This is a genomic window from Pigmentiphaga sp. NML080357, assembly GCF_002188465.1.
Taxonomy (GTDB): Bacteria; Pseudomonadota; Gammaproteobacteria; order Burkholderiales; family Burkholderiaceae_B; genus Pigmentiphaga.
Map to the genome: position 1 here is coordinate 1 of NZ_NINW01000059.1, position 16,795 is coordinate 16,795.

At 67.7% G+C, this 16,795-nt stretch carries 14 protein-coding genes; all 14 read left to right on the forward strand.

All coding sequences use genetic code 11. The features are described from left to right. Window positions 1-168: 168 nt before the first annotated feature. The 14 genes from CDO44_RS26940 to CDO44_RS27010 all read left to right on the forward strand — a co-directional run bounded on the left by CDO44_RS26940 (window position 169) and on the right by CDO44_RS27010 (window position 16,778). Complete coding sequence (locus CDO44_RS26940; protein WP_087783365.1) at window positions 169-825, forward strand: glutathione S-transferase family protein; 657 nt, start codon at window positions 169-171, stop codon at window positions 823-825. Window positions 826-923: 98 nt separating this feature from the next. Then, complete coding sequence (ehuB, locus tag CDO44_RS26945; RefSeq protein WP_087783366.1) at window positions 924-1,838, forward strand: ectoine/hydroxyectoine ABC transporter substrate-binding protein EhuB; 915 nt, start codon at window positions 924-926, stop codon at window positions 1,836-1,838. A 5-nt stretch (window positions 1,839-1,843) separates the two neighbouring features. Further along, window positions 1,844-2,488 carry an ectoine/hydroxyectoine ABC transporter permease subunit EhuC gene (gene ehuC, locus CDO44_RS26950; RefSeq protein WP_198951467.1) on the forward strand — a complete coding sequence of 215 codons (645 nt, stop codon included), beginning with the start codon at window positions 1,844-1,846 and terminating at the stop codon, window positions 2,486-2,488. Continuing rightward, on the forward strand, window positions 2,488-3,156 hold the full coding sequence (ehuD, locus tag CDO44_RS26955; protein ID WP_087783431.1) for an ectoine/hydroxyectoine ABC transporter permease subunit EhuD: 669 nt from the start codon (window positions 2,488-2,490) through the stop codon (window positions 3,154-3,156). The genes ehuC and ehuD overlap by 1 nt, the downstream gene beginning before the upstream one ends. Before the next feature lie 25 nt (window positions 3,157-3,181). Beyond that, window positions 3,182-3,952, forward strand: a complete 771-nt coding sequence (gene ehuA / locus CDO44_RS26960; protein WP_087783368.1) for an ectoine/hydroxyectoine ABC transporter ATP-binding protein EhuA — start codon at window positions 3,182-3,184, stop codon at window positions 3,950-3,952. 106 nt (window positions 3,953-4,058) lie between these two features. After that, the gene (locus CDO44_RS26965; protein WP_087783369.1) at window positions 4,059-4,742 is read left to right on the forward strand and encodes a response regulator transcription factor; all 684 of its coding nucleotides are present in this window, start codon (window positions 4,059-4,061) and stop codon (window positions 4,740-4,742) included. Window positions 4,743-4,744: 2 nt separating this feature from the next. After that, entirely contained in the window at window positions 4,745-6,163 is a 1,419-nt protein-coding gene (locus tag CDO44_RS26970) for a HAMP domain-containing sensor histidine kinase (protein WP_233146387.1), read from the forward strand. Between the two features lie 114 nt (window positions 6,164-6,277). Further along, window positions 6,278-7,390, forward strand: a complete 1,113-nt coding sequence (locus CDO44_RS26975) for an efflux RND transporter periplasmic adaptor subunit (RefSeq protein WP_087783370.1) — start codon at window positions 6,278-6,280, stop codon at window positions 7,388-7,390. Window positions 7,391-7,402: 12 nt separating this feature from the next. After that, a complete protein-coding gene (locus tag CDO44_RS26980; protein WP_087783371.1) occupies window positions 7,403-10,522 on the forward strand; it encodes an efflux RND transporter permease subunit in 3,120 nt (1,039 codons plus the stop codon). After that, on the forward strand, window positions 10,515-11,732 hold the full coding sequence (locus CDO44_RS27540) for a TolC family protein (protein ID WP_158213457.1): 1,218 nt from the start codon (window positions 10,515-10,517) through the stop codon (window positions 11,730-11,732). Before CDO44_RS26980 ends, CDO44_RS27540 begins: the two co-directional genes overlap by 8 nt. Window positions 11,733-11,842: 110 nt before the next feature. Then, window positions 11,843-13,012: an ABC transporter substrate-binding protein gene (locus CDO44_RS26995; protein ID WP_087783372.1), complete on the forward strand. Its 1,170-nt coding sequence runs from the start codon at window positions 11,843-11,845 to the stop codon at window positions 13,010-13,012. 144 nt (window positions 13,013-13,156) lie between these two features. After that, complete coding sequence (locus CDO44_RS27000; protein WP_087783373.1) at window positions 13,157-14,326, forward strand: PrpF domain-containing protein; 1,170 nt, start codon at window positions 13,157-13,159, stop codon at window positions 14,324-14,326. A gap of 119 nt (window positions 14,327-14,445) precedes the next feature. Then, on the forward strand, window positions 14,446-16,011 hold the full coding sequence (locus tag CDO44_RS27005) for an acyl-CoA carboxylase subunit beta (RefSeq protein WP_087783374.1): 1,566 nt from the start codon (window positions 14,446-14,448) through the stop codon (window positions 16,009-16,011). Between the two features lie 2 nt (window positions 16,012-16,013). Further along, window positions 16,014-16,778: a GntR family transcriptional regulator gene (locus CDO44_RS27010; RefSeq protein ID WP_087783375.1), complete on the forward strand. Its 765-nt coding sequence runs from the start codon at window positions 16,014-16,016 to the stop codon at window positions 16,776-16,778. Window positions 16,779-16,795: the final 17 nt, after the last annotated feature.

Consider the following 16,795-nt stretch of genomic DNA (forward strand, 5'->3'; position numbering starts at 1 on the left):
TCGGCCTCACGCAGTATCCGCACAATCTGCTCTTCGCTGTACCTTGCCTTCTTCATCTCGCTTCCTTCTCGCGTCGGAAGCTATTTTCTCAAACACCGTGTGGCGCGAATTTCTCAGAGCAGGTCAGGTTGGCGTGGCGCCGGCGTGCGGCGAAACAAGGAGACGGAAATGGCCTTGTCCTTGTACCTGCACCCGTTTTCGTCCTATTCGCAGAAGGTCAAGACGGCCTTCTACGAAAAGGGCGTGCCTTTCCAAGCCAGAATCCTGGACGGCAGCGAGCCGGTGGCGAGCGAATTCGCCGCCCGCTGGCCCATCGGGAAATTCCCCTTGCTCGTCGATGGTGACCGGACGGTATTCGAGGCAACCAGCATCATCGAGTACCTCGACGTCCTTCATCCCGATACCCCTCGCCTGATCCCCGACGATCCGCATGCGGCGGTCGAAGCCCGCATGTGGGATCGATTCTTCGACCATTACATCAGCTATCCGCAGCAGCGCATCGTCTATGCGGCGATCGGACGCGAAGCCGACGACGGCGAGGATTGCGCGAAGTGGAAGGCCGCCTTCGACACCGCGTACGCGGTGCTCGACCGCCACATGGCGGAGCGGGAGTGGGCGGCCGGCGAGGCCTTCAGCCTGGCCGACTGCGCGGCCGCCCCGGCGCTGCTCTATGCCCACTGGTCTTATGCGATTCCCGACAGCTTCGACCACGTCTGGGCGTATCGCGACCGCCTGCTCGCGCGACCCAGCTACGCGCGGGCGCTGGACGAGGCGCGCCCCTATCGGCATCTCTTTCCCCTCGGCGCGCCCGAGGGGCGGGATTAGGGCGGGCACGGCTCGCCTATCGATCATTCGCCTTCAATTGATTTGAACTGAAATATTGTTAAGAGATATGATTTGCCCAGATATTTCCTGGGTAGCTCATGACTCGTTTTTTTCTCGCGACGTGGACGGCAGTCTGGTTGGCCGCGGTTGCTCCGCGTGCCGGGGCCGCCGGCGCCGCCCCGGATGCGGCCGCTCCGGCAGACGGCCTGCAGCGCGCCATCCAGGCCGGCAAGATACGTATCGGCTACGCCAACGAGGCGCCATTCGCTTTCATGGACAGCCGTGCCGGCCGGCTGACCGGCGAGGCCCCTGAAATCGCACGCGTGGTGCTCGGGCGCCTCGGCATACCTGAGGTCGAGGGCGTGCTGACCGAATTCGGCGCGCTGATCCCGGGCCTGCAGGCGGGCCGCTTCGACATCATCGCCGCCGGTATGTACGTCCTGCCCGACCGGTGCAGGCAGATCGCCTTTTCCAATCCCACCTATGGCGTCGGCGACGGCTTCCTGCAGCGCACCGACAACGCGCGCCAGTTGCACGGCTACGCGGACGTGGCGGCCGATCCGTCGGCGCGGGTCGGCGTGGTCGTGGGCGCGGTGCAGAACGACTATGCCGCGCGCGCCGGGGTGCCGCCGTCGCAGGTGGTGGTGTTTCCCGACGTCGTGAGCGCGGTGGAGGGCGTGGTGGCCGGCCGGGCCGACGTCTATGCGGCCACGGCCCTGACTCTCAACTATGTGTTGACCAAGGTGCCGGACTGGCAGATCGACAAGGTCGCGAAGTTTGTCCAGCCCACGGAGAACGGCGTCCCGGTGAGGGGCTACGGCGCTTTCGGCTTCCGCCAGGGCGACGTGGCCTTGCGCGAGGCGTTCGATCGCGAGCTGGCGCATTTCATCGGCACACCGGAACACCTGCGCCTGGTCCAGCCTTTCGGGTTTACCGAACGCGAGCTGCCGGGCGCTGTGACGGCCGCCCGGCTGTGCGGCCAGGAGGCCGCCGCCGTGCCCGAGCCGTCATGACCGAGATGGCGGATCTGCTGCCGCCTCTGCTGCGCGGCTTGTGGTTGACCTTGCAGATCACGGCCGGCGCCGCGGTGCTGGCGGTGCCGGCCGCGCTGCTGGCGGGACTCGGCCGGCTGTCGCGCCGGCCCTATCTGTCCTGGCCGGCCGCCTGCTACGTGGAAGTGTTCCGGGGAACGTCGGCGCTGGTGCAGCTTTTCTGGGTGTACTACGTGCTGCCGCTGCTCGGCCTGCGGCTGCCGGCACTCTGGGCCGGCATCCTCGTCCTGGGCCTGCACACCGGCGCCTATGGGGCGGAGATCGTGCGCGGCGCGATCGCCGGCGTGCCGCGGGGGCAGGCCGAGGCCGCCATCGCCCTCAACATGACGCCGCGCGCCACGCTGTGGCGCGTCCTGCTCCCGCAGGCCGTCGGTCTCATGCTGCCGCCGGCCGGCAACCTGCTGATCGAGCTGCTGAAGAACACCGCGCTGGTGTCGCTGATTACCATTACCGACCTGACTTTCAGCGCGCAGCTGCTGCGCAGCGAGACCTTCCGCACGGTGGAGGTGTTCAGTCTCGTGCTGGTGATGTACTTCGTGGTGGCCCAGGCGTTGAATGGCGGCATGCGCCTGCTGGAGCGGCGGGCCAGCCGCCACCGGGGGCGCGCATGATGGCGCCCGCCGATCGGCCGGTATTCGACTGGGCTTTCGCGCGCGAGGTCCTGCCCACGCTGATGGACGGACTGGCAGTCACCGTGCAGGCCACCCTGCTCGGCATGCTGCTGGCCGTGACGCTGGGGCTGGCGCTGGCCCTGATGCGGCGGGCGCGGTTCCAGCCCATGGCCTGGAGCGCGGCGCTGCTCATAGAGTTCGTGCGCAGCACGCCGCTATTGATGCAGTTGTTCTTCCTGTTTTATGTGCTGCCCGTCACCGGCGTGCAGTTTTCGCCGCTCGCCACCGGAGTACTGGGGCTCGGCGTGCACTACGCGGCGTATTGCGCCGAGGTATACCGGGCCGGCCTGGAGAGCGTGCCGCGTGGGCAGTGGGAAGCCGCGCTCGCGCTCAACCTGGGGCGCTGGCGCACGCTGAGGGACATCATCCTGCCACAGGCGATTCCGCCGGTCATGCCGGCGCTGGGCAATTATTTCGTCGCCATGTTCAAGGATACGCCGCTGTTGTCGGCCATTACCGTGGTCGAATTGCTCCAGGCCAGCAAGATCGCCGGCTCGGCCACCTTCCGCTATACCGAGCCGCTCACTCTGGTGGGCCTGATCTTCCTGGCGCTGAGCCTGGCGGCCGCCTGGCTGGTGAAAAAAGCGGGCCCCGGCCCCGCGCGCTGACGGGCGCCCCAACCACGGAGAAAGCATGAGTGCCAGTGTCACCTTGGAAAATGTCCACAAGCGCTATGGCGAGGTGGAGGTGCTGCGGGGGATAGACCTGCACATCCCGGCCGGGCAGACCGTCGCGCTGATCGGGCCGTCGGGATCGGGGAAGTCCACGTTGCTGCGCCTGTTGATGACGCTGGAGCGCCCGGATGCCGGCCGCATCCTGATCGATGGCGAGTCGATGTGGACGCAGGAGCAGGGCGGCCAGGAAGTCCCGGCCCGGCCTTCCCACGTGCGCAAGGTGCGCGGCAAGATCGGCATGGTGTTCCAGCACTTCAACCTGTTTCCCCACATGACCGCGCTGCGCAACGTGGCCGAGGCGCCGCGGCACGTGCTGGGACTGAGCAAGGAAGAAGCCGAGCAGCGGGCGCGCGAGTACCTGGACATGGTAGGGCTGGGCGACAAGCTCGACCAGTATCCCGGCAATCTTTCCGGCGGGCAGAAACAGCGGGTCGGCATCGCGCGGGCCTTGGCCATGCGGCCCGAGGTGATGCTGTTCGACGAGGTGACCTCCGCCCTGGATCCCGAGCTGGTGGGCGGCGTGCTGGAGATCATGCGGGAGCTGTCGGCGCGCCGGACCATGACGATGATCATCGTCACGCACCAGATGAGGTTTGCCGAACGCAGTTCCGACCGCACGCTCTTCTTCGAGTCAGGCCGCATCCTGGAGGACGGTCCGTCCCCGGAGGTGTTCGCCCATCCGGCCCAGGCGCGCACGCGCCAGTTCCTGGACGCGGTCATCGAGGCTTAGGGTGAGCGGGCCCCGGGGCCTCTCCCGCGGCAACGAGGGTAGACTATAGGAAGCGGCGCGGCCCACGCGCGCCGAGGTCTCAACCCGTCAGGAATCGTTTGCCGCCATGCGTTGCCTGGTCATAGAAGACGAAATCGATACGTCGCGTTATATCTGCAATGGCCTCAAGGAAGCCGGCCACGAGGTGGCCGCCTGCCGCGACAGCGCCGAAGGGCTCAATCGCGCAATGACCGAGACCTGGGACGTCATCGTCCTGGATCGCATGCTCCCCAACGACGTCGACGGCCTGTCCATCCTGACCACCTTGCGCGGCATCGGCAAGACCACGCCGGTGCTGATCCTGAGCGCGCTGGCGGGACTCGACGAGCGCGTGCGCGGGCTGCGCGGCGGATGCGACGACTATCTCACCAAGCCGTTCGCGTTTTCCGAGCTGGCGGCGCGGCTGGACGCGCTGTATCGCCGGGCGAGGGCGCGCGACGACGTGCGCGAGCTGCGGATCGCCAACCTCAAGGCCGACTTGACCAAACGCACCGTCGAGCGGGACGGCAAGACCATCACGCTGCAGCCACGCGAGTTCCGCCTGCTGGTCTACCTGCTGCTGAACCAGGAGCAGGTGGTGACGCGCACCATGTTGCTGGAAGCCGTCTGGGACTACCGCTTCGATCCGCAGACCAACGTCATCGACGTGCAGATCAGCCGCCTGCGCAACAAGATCGACAATGGTTTTTCCCCGCCGTTGATCCACACCGTGCGCGGGGTGGGCTACATGATTTCGGCGGCGCCGCATTGAGCGTGGCCTACGGCGACTATCCTGGGCGGCAGACCGGGCCGCTGGCCTTCGCCCGCCGCTTGTGGCAATCGGTCGCTTTCCGGTTGGCGCTGGGCTATGGCGTCTCCGTGGTGCTGTTCATGATGGTGCTGCTGTCGGTGCTGTACGTGCAGACCATTGGCGTGCTGCAGAACCGGATCGACCGGCAACTGGTGTCGGCCAACCATCGCCTGATGAGCCATTTCGATACCTATGGCCTGGAGCGCCTCGCCGACGACATCACCGAAACGCTCACCGACGGCGTCAATTCGGATACCGAGGTCTATCTGCTGGCTACCGCGTCGGGCAAGAAGATCGCGGGCAATCTTGCCGTATCGCGGGACTTGCTCAAGCCGACTTTCGGCATCGTCGAAAAGCAGGTCCTGCGCGACGGCCGACCGTCGTACAGCCGTTTTCGCACCGAGCAGCTGGCCGACGGCTCCATCCTCGTGGTCGGCCGCGACATGCGGGACCAGAAAGACCTCGAGCAGCTGATCGGCAATGCGCTGATGGCGGCGGCGGTGATATCGGTATTGCTGGCCATCGTCGGCGCCGTCGTGTTCCGCGACCAGCTCGAAAGCCGGGTGGGCGCGATCCGGCGCACGGCGGCCCAGATCGAAGCGGGCGACCTGACCCAGCGCATTCCCGTGTCGGGCAAGGACGACGAGTTCGCCCGCCTGAGCCACGACATCAACCTGATGCTGGACCGCATCGAGATCCTGATGGACGGCGTGCGCCACGTTTCCAACACCATCGCCCACAACCTGCGCACGCCGCTGTCGCGCATACGCGCCAAGCTGGAAGTGGCCAGCCGTCCCGGCACGGACCCCGCCCAGGTGGCGCAGGCGACCGCCTTCGCGATCCGCGAGATCGAGGAGCTCACCGTGGTGTTCGACAAGCTGCTGCAGATCGCCGAGGCGGAATCGGGCGCGCGCCGGCAGGCCTTCCAGCCGGTATCCCTCAACGAAATCGTGTCCGACGTGGCCGAGCTCTACGAGCCCGTGGCCGAAGAGAAAGGCGTGGAATTGCGGGTGCACATGGACGACGAAGTCATGGCGGCGGGCGACAAGGATCTCCTCGCCAGCGCCGTGGCCAACCTGGTCGACAACGCCATCAAGTACGCGGGCAGCCCGGCGCGGGTCACGGTCAGCACGCGCCAGGACGGCGATACGGTGTCCCTCGTCGTGCAGGACAATGGGCCCGGCATCCAGGCCATCGAGCGTTCCAAGGTGGGCACGCGGTTCTTCCGGCTCAACCGGCGCGTGCCGGGCTACGGGCTGGGGCTGGCCAGCGTGACGGCGATCGCCAGCCTGCACCACGCCACGTTGCACCTGGACGACGCCGCGCCCGGGCTGGTGGCGCGCATCACCCTGCCGCGTCTCGGAAGCATGACCAAACGGTAATGTTTCGGCCATGATCGGCCTTCGCACGCGTCGCTAACATCTCCCGATTCGGATACTGGTTCGTCGCGACCGCCGCAGCGGACGGTCGTCCGGCGCAATCGCCAAAGGGTACCCATGCCGCCGCGTTTTTCCCGCTTCATCGCCATTTCCCTGCTCGCCCTGGCGGCGTGCTCGGATCCGCAGCAAACCTCGTCCGCCGCCGCCGAAGACCCCGCACCGCTGCCTGCCGGCCAGGTACGGATCAAGCCGGCCTCGCTCAAGTACATGGAAATCCGGGAGATGGGCACGGAGGGCGCCGAGCACGTGGTCTGGGCGCCCGCGCGGGTGGCTTTCCGCGAGGAGCAGGTCGCCGAAGTGGTGGCGCCCGCCGCCGGCCGGATCGTCCAGGTACAGGCGCAGGTGGGGGACGTGGTCAAGGCCGGGGCGCCGCTGGCCACGCTATCCAGCCCGGAGGCCTCCCGCATACGCGCCGACTACGCCAACGCCCAGGTCGAACTGCAGGTGGCCCAGGCGGAAGCCAGGCGGCAGCGGCTGATGATGGAAAAGGGCATAGGCATCGAGGCCGAGCTGGTGGTGGCCGAGGCCAAGCTGCAGGAGGCCCGCCACAATGCCGACGTGGCGGCGCGCGCGGCCGGGTTCCTGGGCGGCGGCGGCAGCGACACCCTTGTGCTCAAGGCGCCGCGCGCGGGCGTGGTCATCAACCGCAACACCATGCCGGGCGCCGCGGTGGGGCCCGACACGGGCTCGCTGTTCACCGTTGGCGATCCGAACGCGCTGTGGATCAATGCCGACGTGTTCGAAAGCGACCTCAGCACCATCGTCCAGGGGGCACCCGTACAGGTGGTGGTCGCTTCGCTCGATCGCCCGCTCACCGGCAAGGTGCTGCGGGTCGGGTCCTCGCTCAATGCGCAGACCCGCCGGGGCCAGGTCTTCATCACGCTCGACCAGTCCAGTCCCAACCTGAGGGCCGGCATGCTGGCCCGCGCCGGCATCCGGATCCGCAGCGCCGACGGGCTGTCGGTCCCGGTGAACGCCGTGCTGATCAAGGACGGCCAGCGCTCCATCGTGTTCGTGCAGGTGTCCGATACCGTGTTCGAGGCCCGGACCGTGGTACTGGGCCAGCCTTCCAACGGCTACATCCCGGTGCTGTCCGGCATCGAGCCGGGCGACAAGGTGGTCGTCAAGGGCGGACTGCTGCTCGACGGCGCCGCCAGCCAGCTGCTTTAAAAGGGTCCCGCCATGCGTTCTCTCATCGCGCTGGTGGTGCACCGCCGCCTGGTGGCGCTGACCGCCACGCTCATCGTCGCGGTCTACGGTGTCTATGCTTTCCTGAATACGGCCATCGAAGCCTATCCCGACGTCACCAACGTGCAGGTGGGCATCATCTCGCTCGCGCCGGGTCTGGCGCCCGAGGAGGTCGAGCGCCAGGTGACGTTCCCGCTCGAACGCGCGCTGAACGGCACGCCGGGGCTGGTGTCGCTGCGGTCCGAGAGCTATTTCGGGCTGTCCATGATCACCATGGTGTTCGGCGACGGCACCAAGAGCTTCGATGCGCGGGTGCAGGTGACCCAGCGGCTGCCGTCGGCCGACCTGCCCGACGGGGTGACGCCCGAGATGGCGCCCGACAATACGCCGCTCGGCAAGATTTTCTACTACCGGCTCAACAGCGACCGCCATACGCTGGCGCAACTGCGTTCGGAGCAGGAGTGGACCGTGGCCCGCGTGCTCAAGCAGATCCAGGGCGTGGCCGACGTCGTCAGCATGGGCGGATTCGTCAAGGAGTTCCACATCGAAGTGGACCCGGCCAAGCTGATGGCGCACAACCTGACGCTGGACCAGGTGGTGGACGCGGTGTCCAAGTCCAACCAGAACGTGGGCGGCGGGCTGCTGCGGCGAGGCGAGCAGTCGCTCATCATCCGCGGCATCGGGCTCCTGCGCACGCCGCGCGACATCGAGACCATCGTGCTGGACGTGCACGGCAACACCCCGGTGCGCGTTAAGGACGTGGCCCGCGTGGTGCAATCCTATACGCCGCGGCAGGGTTCGGTCGGCATGGACGACGAAGACGATATCGTCGAGGGCATCGTGCTGCTCAAGCGCGACGAGAACCCGAGCAAGGTGCTCGAGCAGGTCCACAAGAAGGTGGACGAAATCAACGCGCGCATGCTGCCGGCCGGCATGCGGATCGAACCGAGCTACGACCGGTCCCATCTCGTCGACCACACCTTGCAGACGGTCTACCACAACCTGCTTTTCGGCGCGACGCTCATCGTCGGCGTGCTATGGCTGTTCCTGCGCAGCCTGCGCGGATCGCTGATCGTGGCCGTCGTCATCCCGCTGTCGCTGCTGGTGGCGTTCATCGGCCTGCATTTCCTCGGGATGCCGGCCAACCTGATCTCCATGGGGGCGATCGACTTCGGGATCATCGTTGACGGGGCGGTGGTACTGACCGAAGCGATCATCCACAAGGCCAGGCTGCGCAAGCCCACCTCGCGCCGCGACATGTACGGGCTGATCATCGAGGCGGCGATGTCGGTCGCCAAGCCCACCCTCTTCGCGATGGCCATCGTGATCGCGGCCCTGATCCCGGTGTTCTCGCTCGAGAGCATCGAGGGGCGCATCTTCCGCCCGCTGGCGATGACCTACACCTTCGCGCTGGTCGGGGCGTTGGTGTTCGCGCTCACGCTGGTACCCGCGCTGTGCGCACTGCTGCTGCGGCCCAAGGACGTGGTGGCGCCGGAACCGGCCATCTTCCTGCGCATGCACCATGCCTATTCGGGATGGATCGCCCGCATCCTCGAGAGCGGCCGCAATCGCCGCAAGGTATTCATCGTGGCCCTGGCGGCCCTGGCCGTGGCGCTGTACGCCGCTTCCCACCTGGGTACGGAATTCCTGCCCGAGCTCGACGAGGGCGACGCCTACGTGCTGGTGCAGATGCCGCCATCGATCTCGCTGGAGAAGGGGCAGGAGCTGCTGCGCACCATACGCATGCGCCTGAAGCAGGTGCCCGAGGCCATTTCGGTGACCAGCGAGCAGGGGCGGCCGGAGGACGGCACGGACAACGAGACCATCAACGTCGCCAAGGTCCTGGTGCGGCTCAAGGACCGCAAGCAGTGGCGCAAGGGGCTGACCAAGGATGAACTGGTCGCGCAGATGCGCCAGTCGCTGGCCGACATCCCGGGGGTGCAGTTCAACTTCGCCCAGCCCATCCGCGACAGCGTGGAGGAGTCGACCTCGGGCGCGCGCGGGCACGTAGTGTTGAAGGTCTACGGCGCCGAGATCGAGACCATGCGCTCCATCCTGCAGCAGACCAAGGAGGCGGTCGGCCATATCGACGGCGTGGTGGATCTCGACCTCTATCGCGACGCGCCGGCGCCGCAACTGCACATCGAATTCGACCGGGAAGCGCTGGCCCGCTATGGCATCTCCATGGAAGTGGCCGATACCGCGGTAGAGACCGCGCTGGCCGGCAAAGTGGTCACCACGGCCTGGGAGGGCGAGCGCAGCGTGCCGGTGCGGATACGGCTGCCGTTCGTCGACCGCATGGACGAGGCGCGCATCCGCGACATTCCCGTCACCGCGCCCGACGGTACCTACGTGCCGCTGCACGCGCTGGCCAGCATCAGCTTCAAGGTGGGCAACTCCTCGATTTTCCGCGAGGGCAATGCGCGCTACATGGCGCTCAAGTTCAACGTCCAGGGCCGCGACATGGGCTCGGTCGTGAAGGAGGCCATCGCGGCCTTCAACAAGGATGTGAAAATGCCCGAAGGCTACATCGCGCAGTGGGGCGGCCAGTGGGAGAACCAGCAGCGCGCCGCCGAACGCCTGAAGATCGTCGTGCCCTTGTCGCTGCTGGTGGTGTTCGTGCTGCTCTTCAGCGCGCTCGGCAGCGCCCGCAGCGCATCCATCATCCTGCTCACGGCGCCATTCGCGATGATAGGCGGGATCGTCGCGTTGCACCTGACGGGCATAGACCTGTCCATCAGCGCGGCCATCGGCTTCATCGCATTGCTGGGGCAGGTGGCCCTGGCCGGGTTGCTGGTCCTGAGCGCGGTCGAGAACCTGCGGCGCGAGGGAGTGGCCATGCTGCCGGCGCTGGTCGAGGGCGCCGCCGAGCGCATGCGCTCCGTCCTGATGGTGGCGCTGCTTGGCCTGATCGGCCTGCTGCCCATGGCGCTGTCCACCGGGGTAGGCAGCGAGACGCAGCGTCCGTTCGCCTCCGTGGTGGTCGGCGGAATGGCGGTGCTGCCGCTGGTGGCGCTGTTCGTCCTGCCCGTGCTCTATGCGTGGCTCGGACCCAAGCGCATGCTGACCGCCGAAGAGCGGGATGCTGCAACGACGGATAACGATCATGCGTAAGTTCCTCTGCCTCCTGGTGCTGGCGCTGTGCCTGCCGCAGGCCCGCGCCGCCGATGCTCCGGCCCTCGGCACCGACGTCACGCTGCCCCAGCTGCTGGAGCTGGTCAGGAACAACAGCCCGGCCCTGCAGGCCGAGCGCACCCAGGTGGCGATGGCCGAGGCCGACCTGATGACGGCCCAGACCTTCTCCAATCCGAGCGTGGCCTACACCCACAAGCGGGGCGAGCGGGAAACCACGCTGTCGCAGGACATCCCCATCTTCGGCCAGCGCGGCGCGCGGATCGAAAGCGCGAGGAGCGGCGTCGAGGCCGCACGGGCGCAACTGCGGCTGGTGTACGCCCAGGCCTTGCAGGAAGCGGCACGCGACTTCATGTCGCTGCTGGTGGCTCAGGAGCGCGAGAAGCGCTGGCTCGATGCCAAGGACGACCTGGAGAGCGCCTTTCGCATTGTCCAGGGGCAGGTGCAGGCCGGGGCGCGCAGCCGCTACGACCTGACGCGCCTCGAGATCGAGCGCGCTTCGCTCGATGCGCAATTGGCCCAGGCCCAGGCCGAGACGCTGCAGGCGTCGGCCCGGGTGGCGGCCAGCGTGGGCGCGCCGGCATGGCGGCCGCGGGCCGCCGGGTCCATCGCGCCGCACTGGACGGCCCTGAGCTTCGACACCATGTGGCCGCAAGCCCAGAACCGCCTGCCGACGGTGCGAGCCGCGCTGGCCCAGCAGGCTTTCGCCGAGAAACAGCTCGATGCCGAGCGGCGCGAGGCCTATCCCACGCCCACCTTCATGGTGGGGCGGCTGAACAACAACGAAGGCCGCAGCACCGAATACGGCGTCTCCGTCGCCATACCTCTGTTCGATCGTAACCAGGGACCCATCGCCCGGGCGGCGGCCGAGGCCGACGGCATGCGCCTGCGCAGCCGCGCCATCGTGGTCGCCGCAGAGGGCGAGCTGCGCCGCGCCACCGAACAGCTCGACCGGCGCCAGCAACTGGCCGAGCGCTTCGAGAAAGAGGGCCTGGCCATGGTTCCACGCTTGCGGCAGATGGCCCAGGATGCCTACACGCTCGGCCGGGGCTCCATCCTCGATCTGGTCGATGCGATCCAGGCGGTGGCCGAGAAGAAGAATACCTACCTGGACCTGGTCGAGGCCGTGCTGCAGGCGGAAGTGGACGTGCGCATCGCGTCGGGCGAGCTGGGGGCGGACCTGCTCGAATAATCCGCCGCGCCCCGCGTCCTGGGCATGGAGCGTAAACTATCGTCGTGGCCGGCCCCGCCGTTCATGGCGCGTTTTCTTTGGCCGGCCGGTACTGACACCGGGGGTTAAGAATGAAATCATGGGCATTGCGCGGCTTCCTGCTGGCCGGCCTCGTGCTGGCGTCCGCCGCGAGGGCTGACATCACCGTGGGTGTCGACATCGCCACCACGGGCCCGGCGGCCGCGATCGGCATTCCGTCCAAGAACGTGGTCATGATGTGGCCGCCCACGCTGGGAGGCCAGAAAGCCAACTACGTCATCCTCGACGATGCGTCCGATCCCACCAATACGGTGACCAACGTGCGCAAGCTCACCTCTGAGCAGCGCATCGATGTCCTCGTCGGCCCCAACACCACGCCGGCGGCGCTCGCGGTGCTGGACGTGATCGCCGAGAGCCGCACTCCCATGGTCGCGCTGGCGGCCAACGCCTCCATCATCGAGCCCCATTCCGATCCCAAGCGCAAGTGGGCGTTCAAGATGCCGCAGAACGACTCGCTCATGGCGAGCGCCATCGTCGGCCACATGGCCCGCGCCGGCATCAAGACCGTGGGCTTCATCGGCTTCAACGATTCCTACGGCGAGAGCTGGTGGAACGAGTTCTCGCCGCTGGCGCAGAAGGCCGGCATCAAGGTCGTGGCCAACGAGCGCTACAACCGGACCGATACTTCGGTGACGGGCCAGGTGCTCAAGCTGATGCTGGCCAAGCCGGACGCGATCCTGGTCGCGGCGTCCTCGACGCCGGCGCTGCTGCCGCAGAAGACGCTGGTCGATCGCGGCTACCGCGGCAAGCTCTACCAGACCCACGGCATCGCCACGCCCGAGTTCCTGCGCCTGGGGGGCAAGGCGGTCGAAGGCACGCTGTTCCCGACCGGTCCCGGCGTCGTGGCCCACGGCCTGCCCGATTCGCATCCGGTGAAAAAGGTGGCCACGGAATTCGTCGATCGCTACGAGGCCAAGTTCGGCGCCGGCTCGGTCACCCAATTCGCCGGCGATGCCTGGGGCGCGTGGATGCTGCTTGACGATGCGGTACGCCGCGCCTTGCAGAAGGGCGCCAAGCCCGGCACGCCCGAATTCCGCGCGGCGCTGCGCGATGCCATCGAATCGACGTCCAACCTGATGGTGCCCAACGGCGTGCTGAACATCACGGCCTCCGACCACCAGGGTTTCGACGAGCGATCGCGCGTGATGGGCATCGTGCGCGATGGCAAGTTCGCCTACGAGGGCGAAGGCAAGGGCAAGTAAAAGCGGCGGCCGGGCGTCGCCCCGGCGAGCGGGAGGCGGAACATGTCCGCAAGCATCGATCATCGACGTCGCCAGGGGCTTTGTCCCCCGGCCGACTTTTCCGTCCGCCTGCGAAATGGCGTTCCGGAGTTTCCCGTTCACCACATGCGCGGCGGCACCTCCACCGGCCTGGTCATCTGGGAGGCGCTGGCGCCGCCGGACCTCGCGCTCAAGGAGGAGCTGCTGCGGCACCTGATGGGCGTGCCGCTGGACGGCGAGCTTCCGGGCAACCGCCAGATCACGGGCCTGGGCCGCGGGCCCGCCACCAGCAACAAGGTGTTCTTCGCCGATGTCGAGCCGGGGCCGGACGGGCTCCGCCTGGCCAGCACGCTGGCCCAGCTGGCTGCGCAGACCGCGGCTGTCGACTGGAGCGTCAACTGCGGCAACATGTCGGCGGCCCTGCCGCTGTGGGCGCTCGACATGGGGCTGGCCGACCCGGCCGAGCCGGGGCCCTGGTCCATTGCGATACGCAACACCAATACGGGGGTCGTCACGACCGGCAAGGTCTGGCGGCGCGGCGGGGGAGGGATGGAGGCGGCCGCCATACCTGGCGTCCATGGCGAGTTCCCGGCCGTCGATCTCTTCCTGCACGAACCGGTGGGCGCGAAGACCGGCATGTTACTCCCGACTGGACGCCCGACCGATGACGTGGAAGGCTATCAGGTCTCGTGCGTGGATGTCGCGGTTCCGATGGTCATTGCCGATGCGGCGCAATTCGGCAAGACCGCGCACGAACCCATCGCCGAGCTGGAGGCGGACCGCGACTTCATCGCGGCCTTGCGCAAGATCTGGATCGCCGCCGGCCTGCGCATGGGCCTGAAGGCGCGCGACGGCACGCGACTCACGGAGGCCGCGCTGGCTCGCAGCGAAACCGTGCCCAAGGTCTGCATCGTCGGCGCGGCGCGCGGGCGCGGGCATCTGGCGGTGCGCTATTTCACCCCGCAGACGGCGCATGCCTCGCTGGCAGTGTCGGGCGGCTGCTGCATAGCGTCGGCCGCGCTCATTCCCGGCACCGTCGCCCACGCGGCGGCGCGCGGACTTCCCGCCGTGGGCGGGGAGTTCGGCGATTGCCGGGTCGGCATCGAGAATCCGGCGGGCGTGCTCGACACCACGATCGTGGCCAGGCAAGGCGAACGCGGGCTGGAGATCGCCAGCGCCGCCTACCGGCGCAGCGCCCAGATACTGCTACGCGGCCACGTCCCCCTGTACCGCGCCTCGGCCGAGCTGCGCGAATGGCTGGCGCACGCCGGCGGCGAGGTTCGCCCGGCCGCCTGACCGGCGGGCGGTCGCAACGGCCCAGTCCCGGCAAGGGTTTTTCAGAGTCAATCAAATTGTCGACAATATTATTGAAGCCAATTATAGTGATCCGACCATAACCGGTCCGAGGAGACGGCATGAGCTGGCGGGCGGAGGCGGACGAGATCCGGCGCAGGCGGGAACTGGCGCGGGCGTGTGGCGGCGAGGCCGCGGTGGCGCGGCAGCACGCGGCCGGCAAGCTGACGGTGCGCGAACGCATCGGCAAATTGCTGGATGCCGGGTCTTTCCAGGAGGTCGGGCAACTGGCCGGCAAGGCGTCCTATGTGGATGGCAAGCTCGACAGTTTCGAGCCGGCGCCGTATGTCATGGGTCTGGGCCGTATCGCGGACCGGCCGGTGGCGGTGGGCGGCGAGGACTACACCATCCGCGCCGGCACCGGCTTCGGCAGCGATCGCCGCAAGGGCGGGCAAGGCGGCTTTGTCGAAGACCTGGCCTTTCACTACCGCATTCCGCTGGTCAACCTTATCGACGGCACCGGCGGGACCGTCAACACCGTCAAGCGCAAGGGCTATTCGGTCACGCCGGGCTACGGTCAGGACGGTTTCGAACGGTCCGTATCGCTGATGGGCATGGTGCCCGTGGTCAGCGCAGTCATGGGTACCGTGGCAGGCGGGCCCGCGGGCCGTGCCGTGCTGGCCCACTGGACCGTGATGGTGCAAGGCAGCAGCCAGATTTTCGCCGCCGGTCCGCCGGTGGTCGAGCGCGCCTTCGGCGCCAAGCTGCACAAGAACGACCTGGGTGGCGCCAAGATCGCATCCGATACGGCCGGCACCATCGACAACGTGGCGCCGGACGAGGAAACCTGTCTGGCGCAGATCCGGCGGTTCCTGTCCTACATGCCACAGAACGCCTGGGAGCTCCCGCCGGTGGTCATGTCGGGCGACCCGGTCGACCGCTGCGAGGATGCCCTCGTCGATATCGTGCCGCGCTCCGAACGGCAGGCCTACAACATGAAGAAGCTGGTGGGCATGGTCGTGGACAGGGGGTCCGAGTTCGAGATCCAGCCGGGCTTCGGCCGGGCGGTGATCACCATGCTGGCGCGGATGAACGGCAAGGTCGTGGGCGTGGTGGCCAACAATCCCATGTTCGGCGGCATCGTCGACGTAAAGGCCGCACGAAAGCAGACGCATTTCATCGACCTGTGCGACGCCTTCAACATTCCCCTGATCTTCTTCGTGGACGTGCCGGGATTGCTGATCGGCGTCGAGTCGGAGTCCGAGGCGGTCATGCGCTTCGGCATCCAGCAGCGCTATGTACTGGCCCAGGCGACGGTGCCCATCTATACCGTGCTGGTTCGCAAGTGCTTCGGCGTGGCGGGCGGCAGCGTCATCGACCGCGCGGGATTGAATTTCAAAATCGCATGGCCATCGGCCAGCTGGGGATCGCTCCCCATAGAAGGCGGGGTCAAGGCCGCGTATCGCGCCGACATCCAGAGCGCGCCCGATCCGGCCAGGCGCGAAGCGGAGATCGAGGCCGAACTGCGGGCGCTGTCGTCGCCCTTCCGGACCGCCGAGGCGTTCGCGGTGGAAGACTTGATCGATCCGCGCGAAACCCGGCCCTATCTGTGCCAGTTCATCGATGCCGCCCAGGGAAAGCTGCGGACCACGGTGGGACCCAAGCTCCGGGCGGGGGTACGCCCTTGACCATGGAGCGGCCCGCGCCCCCCGATGCCAGCCGCGCGGCGGCCTTTCTCCAGGCGTTCGAGGAGGACCGCGGCACGCCCATCGCGTTCTGGTGGGTGTTCGCCGGACCGTCCAACACGCTGACCCTGCCCGAGCAGATCGCCGCGAGCGTGGGCGACCGCATCATTTCGCATGCCATCGCCCCGGGCGAGTGGATACGCGAGCAGGACATCGCCCGGCAGTTCGCGGTGAGCCGCAGCCCGGTGCGTGAAGCCATGCGCCTCCTGGAGCGCGAAGGCGTGGTGCGCATCCATGCCCGGCGCGGCGCCCGCGCGACCTTCCTGTCGCAAAAGGAAATCCACGACCTGTTCGAAGTACGCGCGAGCCTGGTGCGGCTGGTCGGCCGCCGCGCGGCTGAGCGCCGGCCGGACCAGCTGCTCGATTTGCTAGAGATCGGCTTTCGCACGCTGAGGGAAACGGTCGACGACCCCGGCGCGGCACGGCGCTACGGCGAGACGGCGGCGCAAATGACGCTGCTGTGCGCGGCGCTGTGCGGCAACGAGCGCCTGTTCCCGCTCATCGCCTCGCTGTCGATGCAGATGCTGCGCTACACCAGCCTCGGCCTGAATTCCGTGGCCCGACGCCGACGCTCCATCGTCCTGTGGCGAGGCGCCATCGATGCCATCCGCCGCGGCGACGCCGACGCCGCGGAACGCTTTTTCGCCAGTCGCCTGGAAGAGAACTGGCGGGAGATCCGCCGTTTGTTGGAGACCGAAGTGCCAGCCTAAAAAAGCCCGTCAGGAGG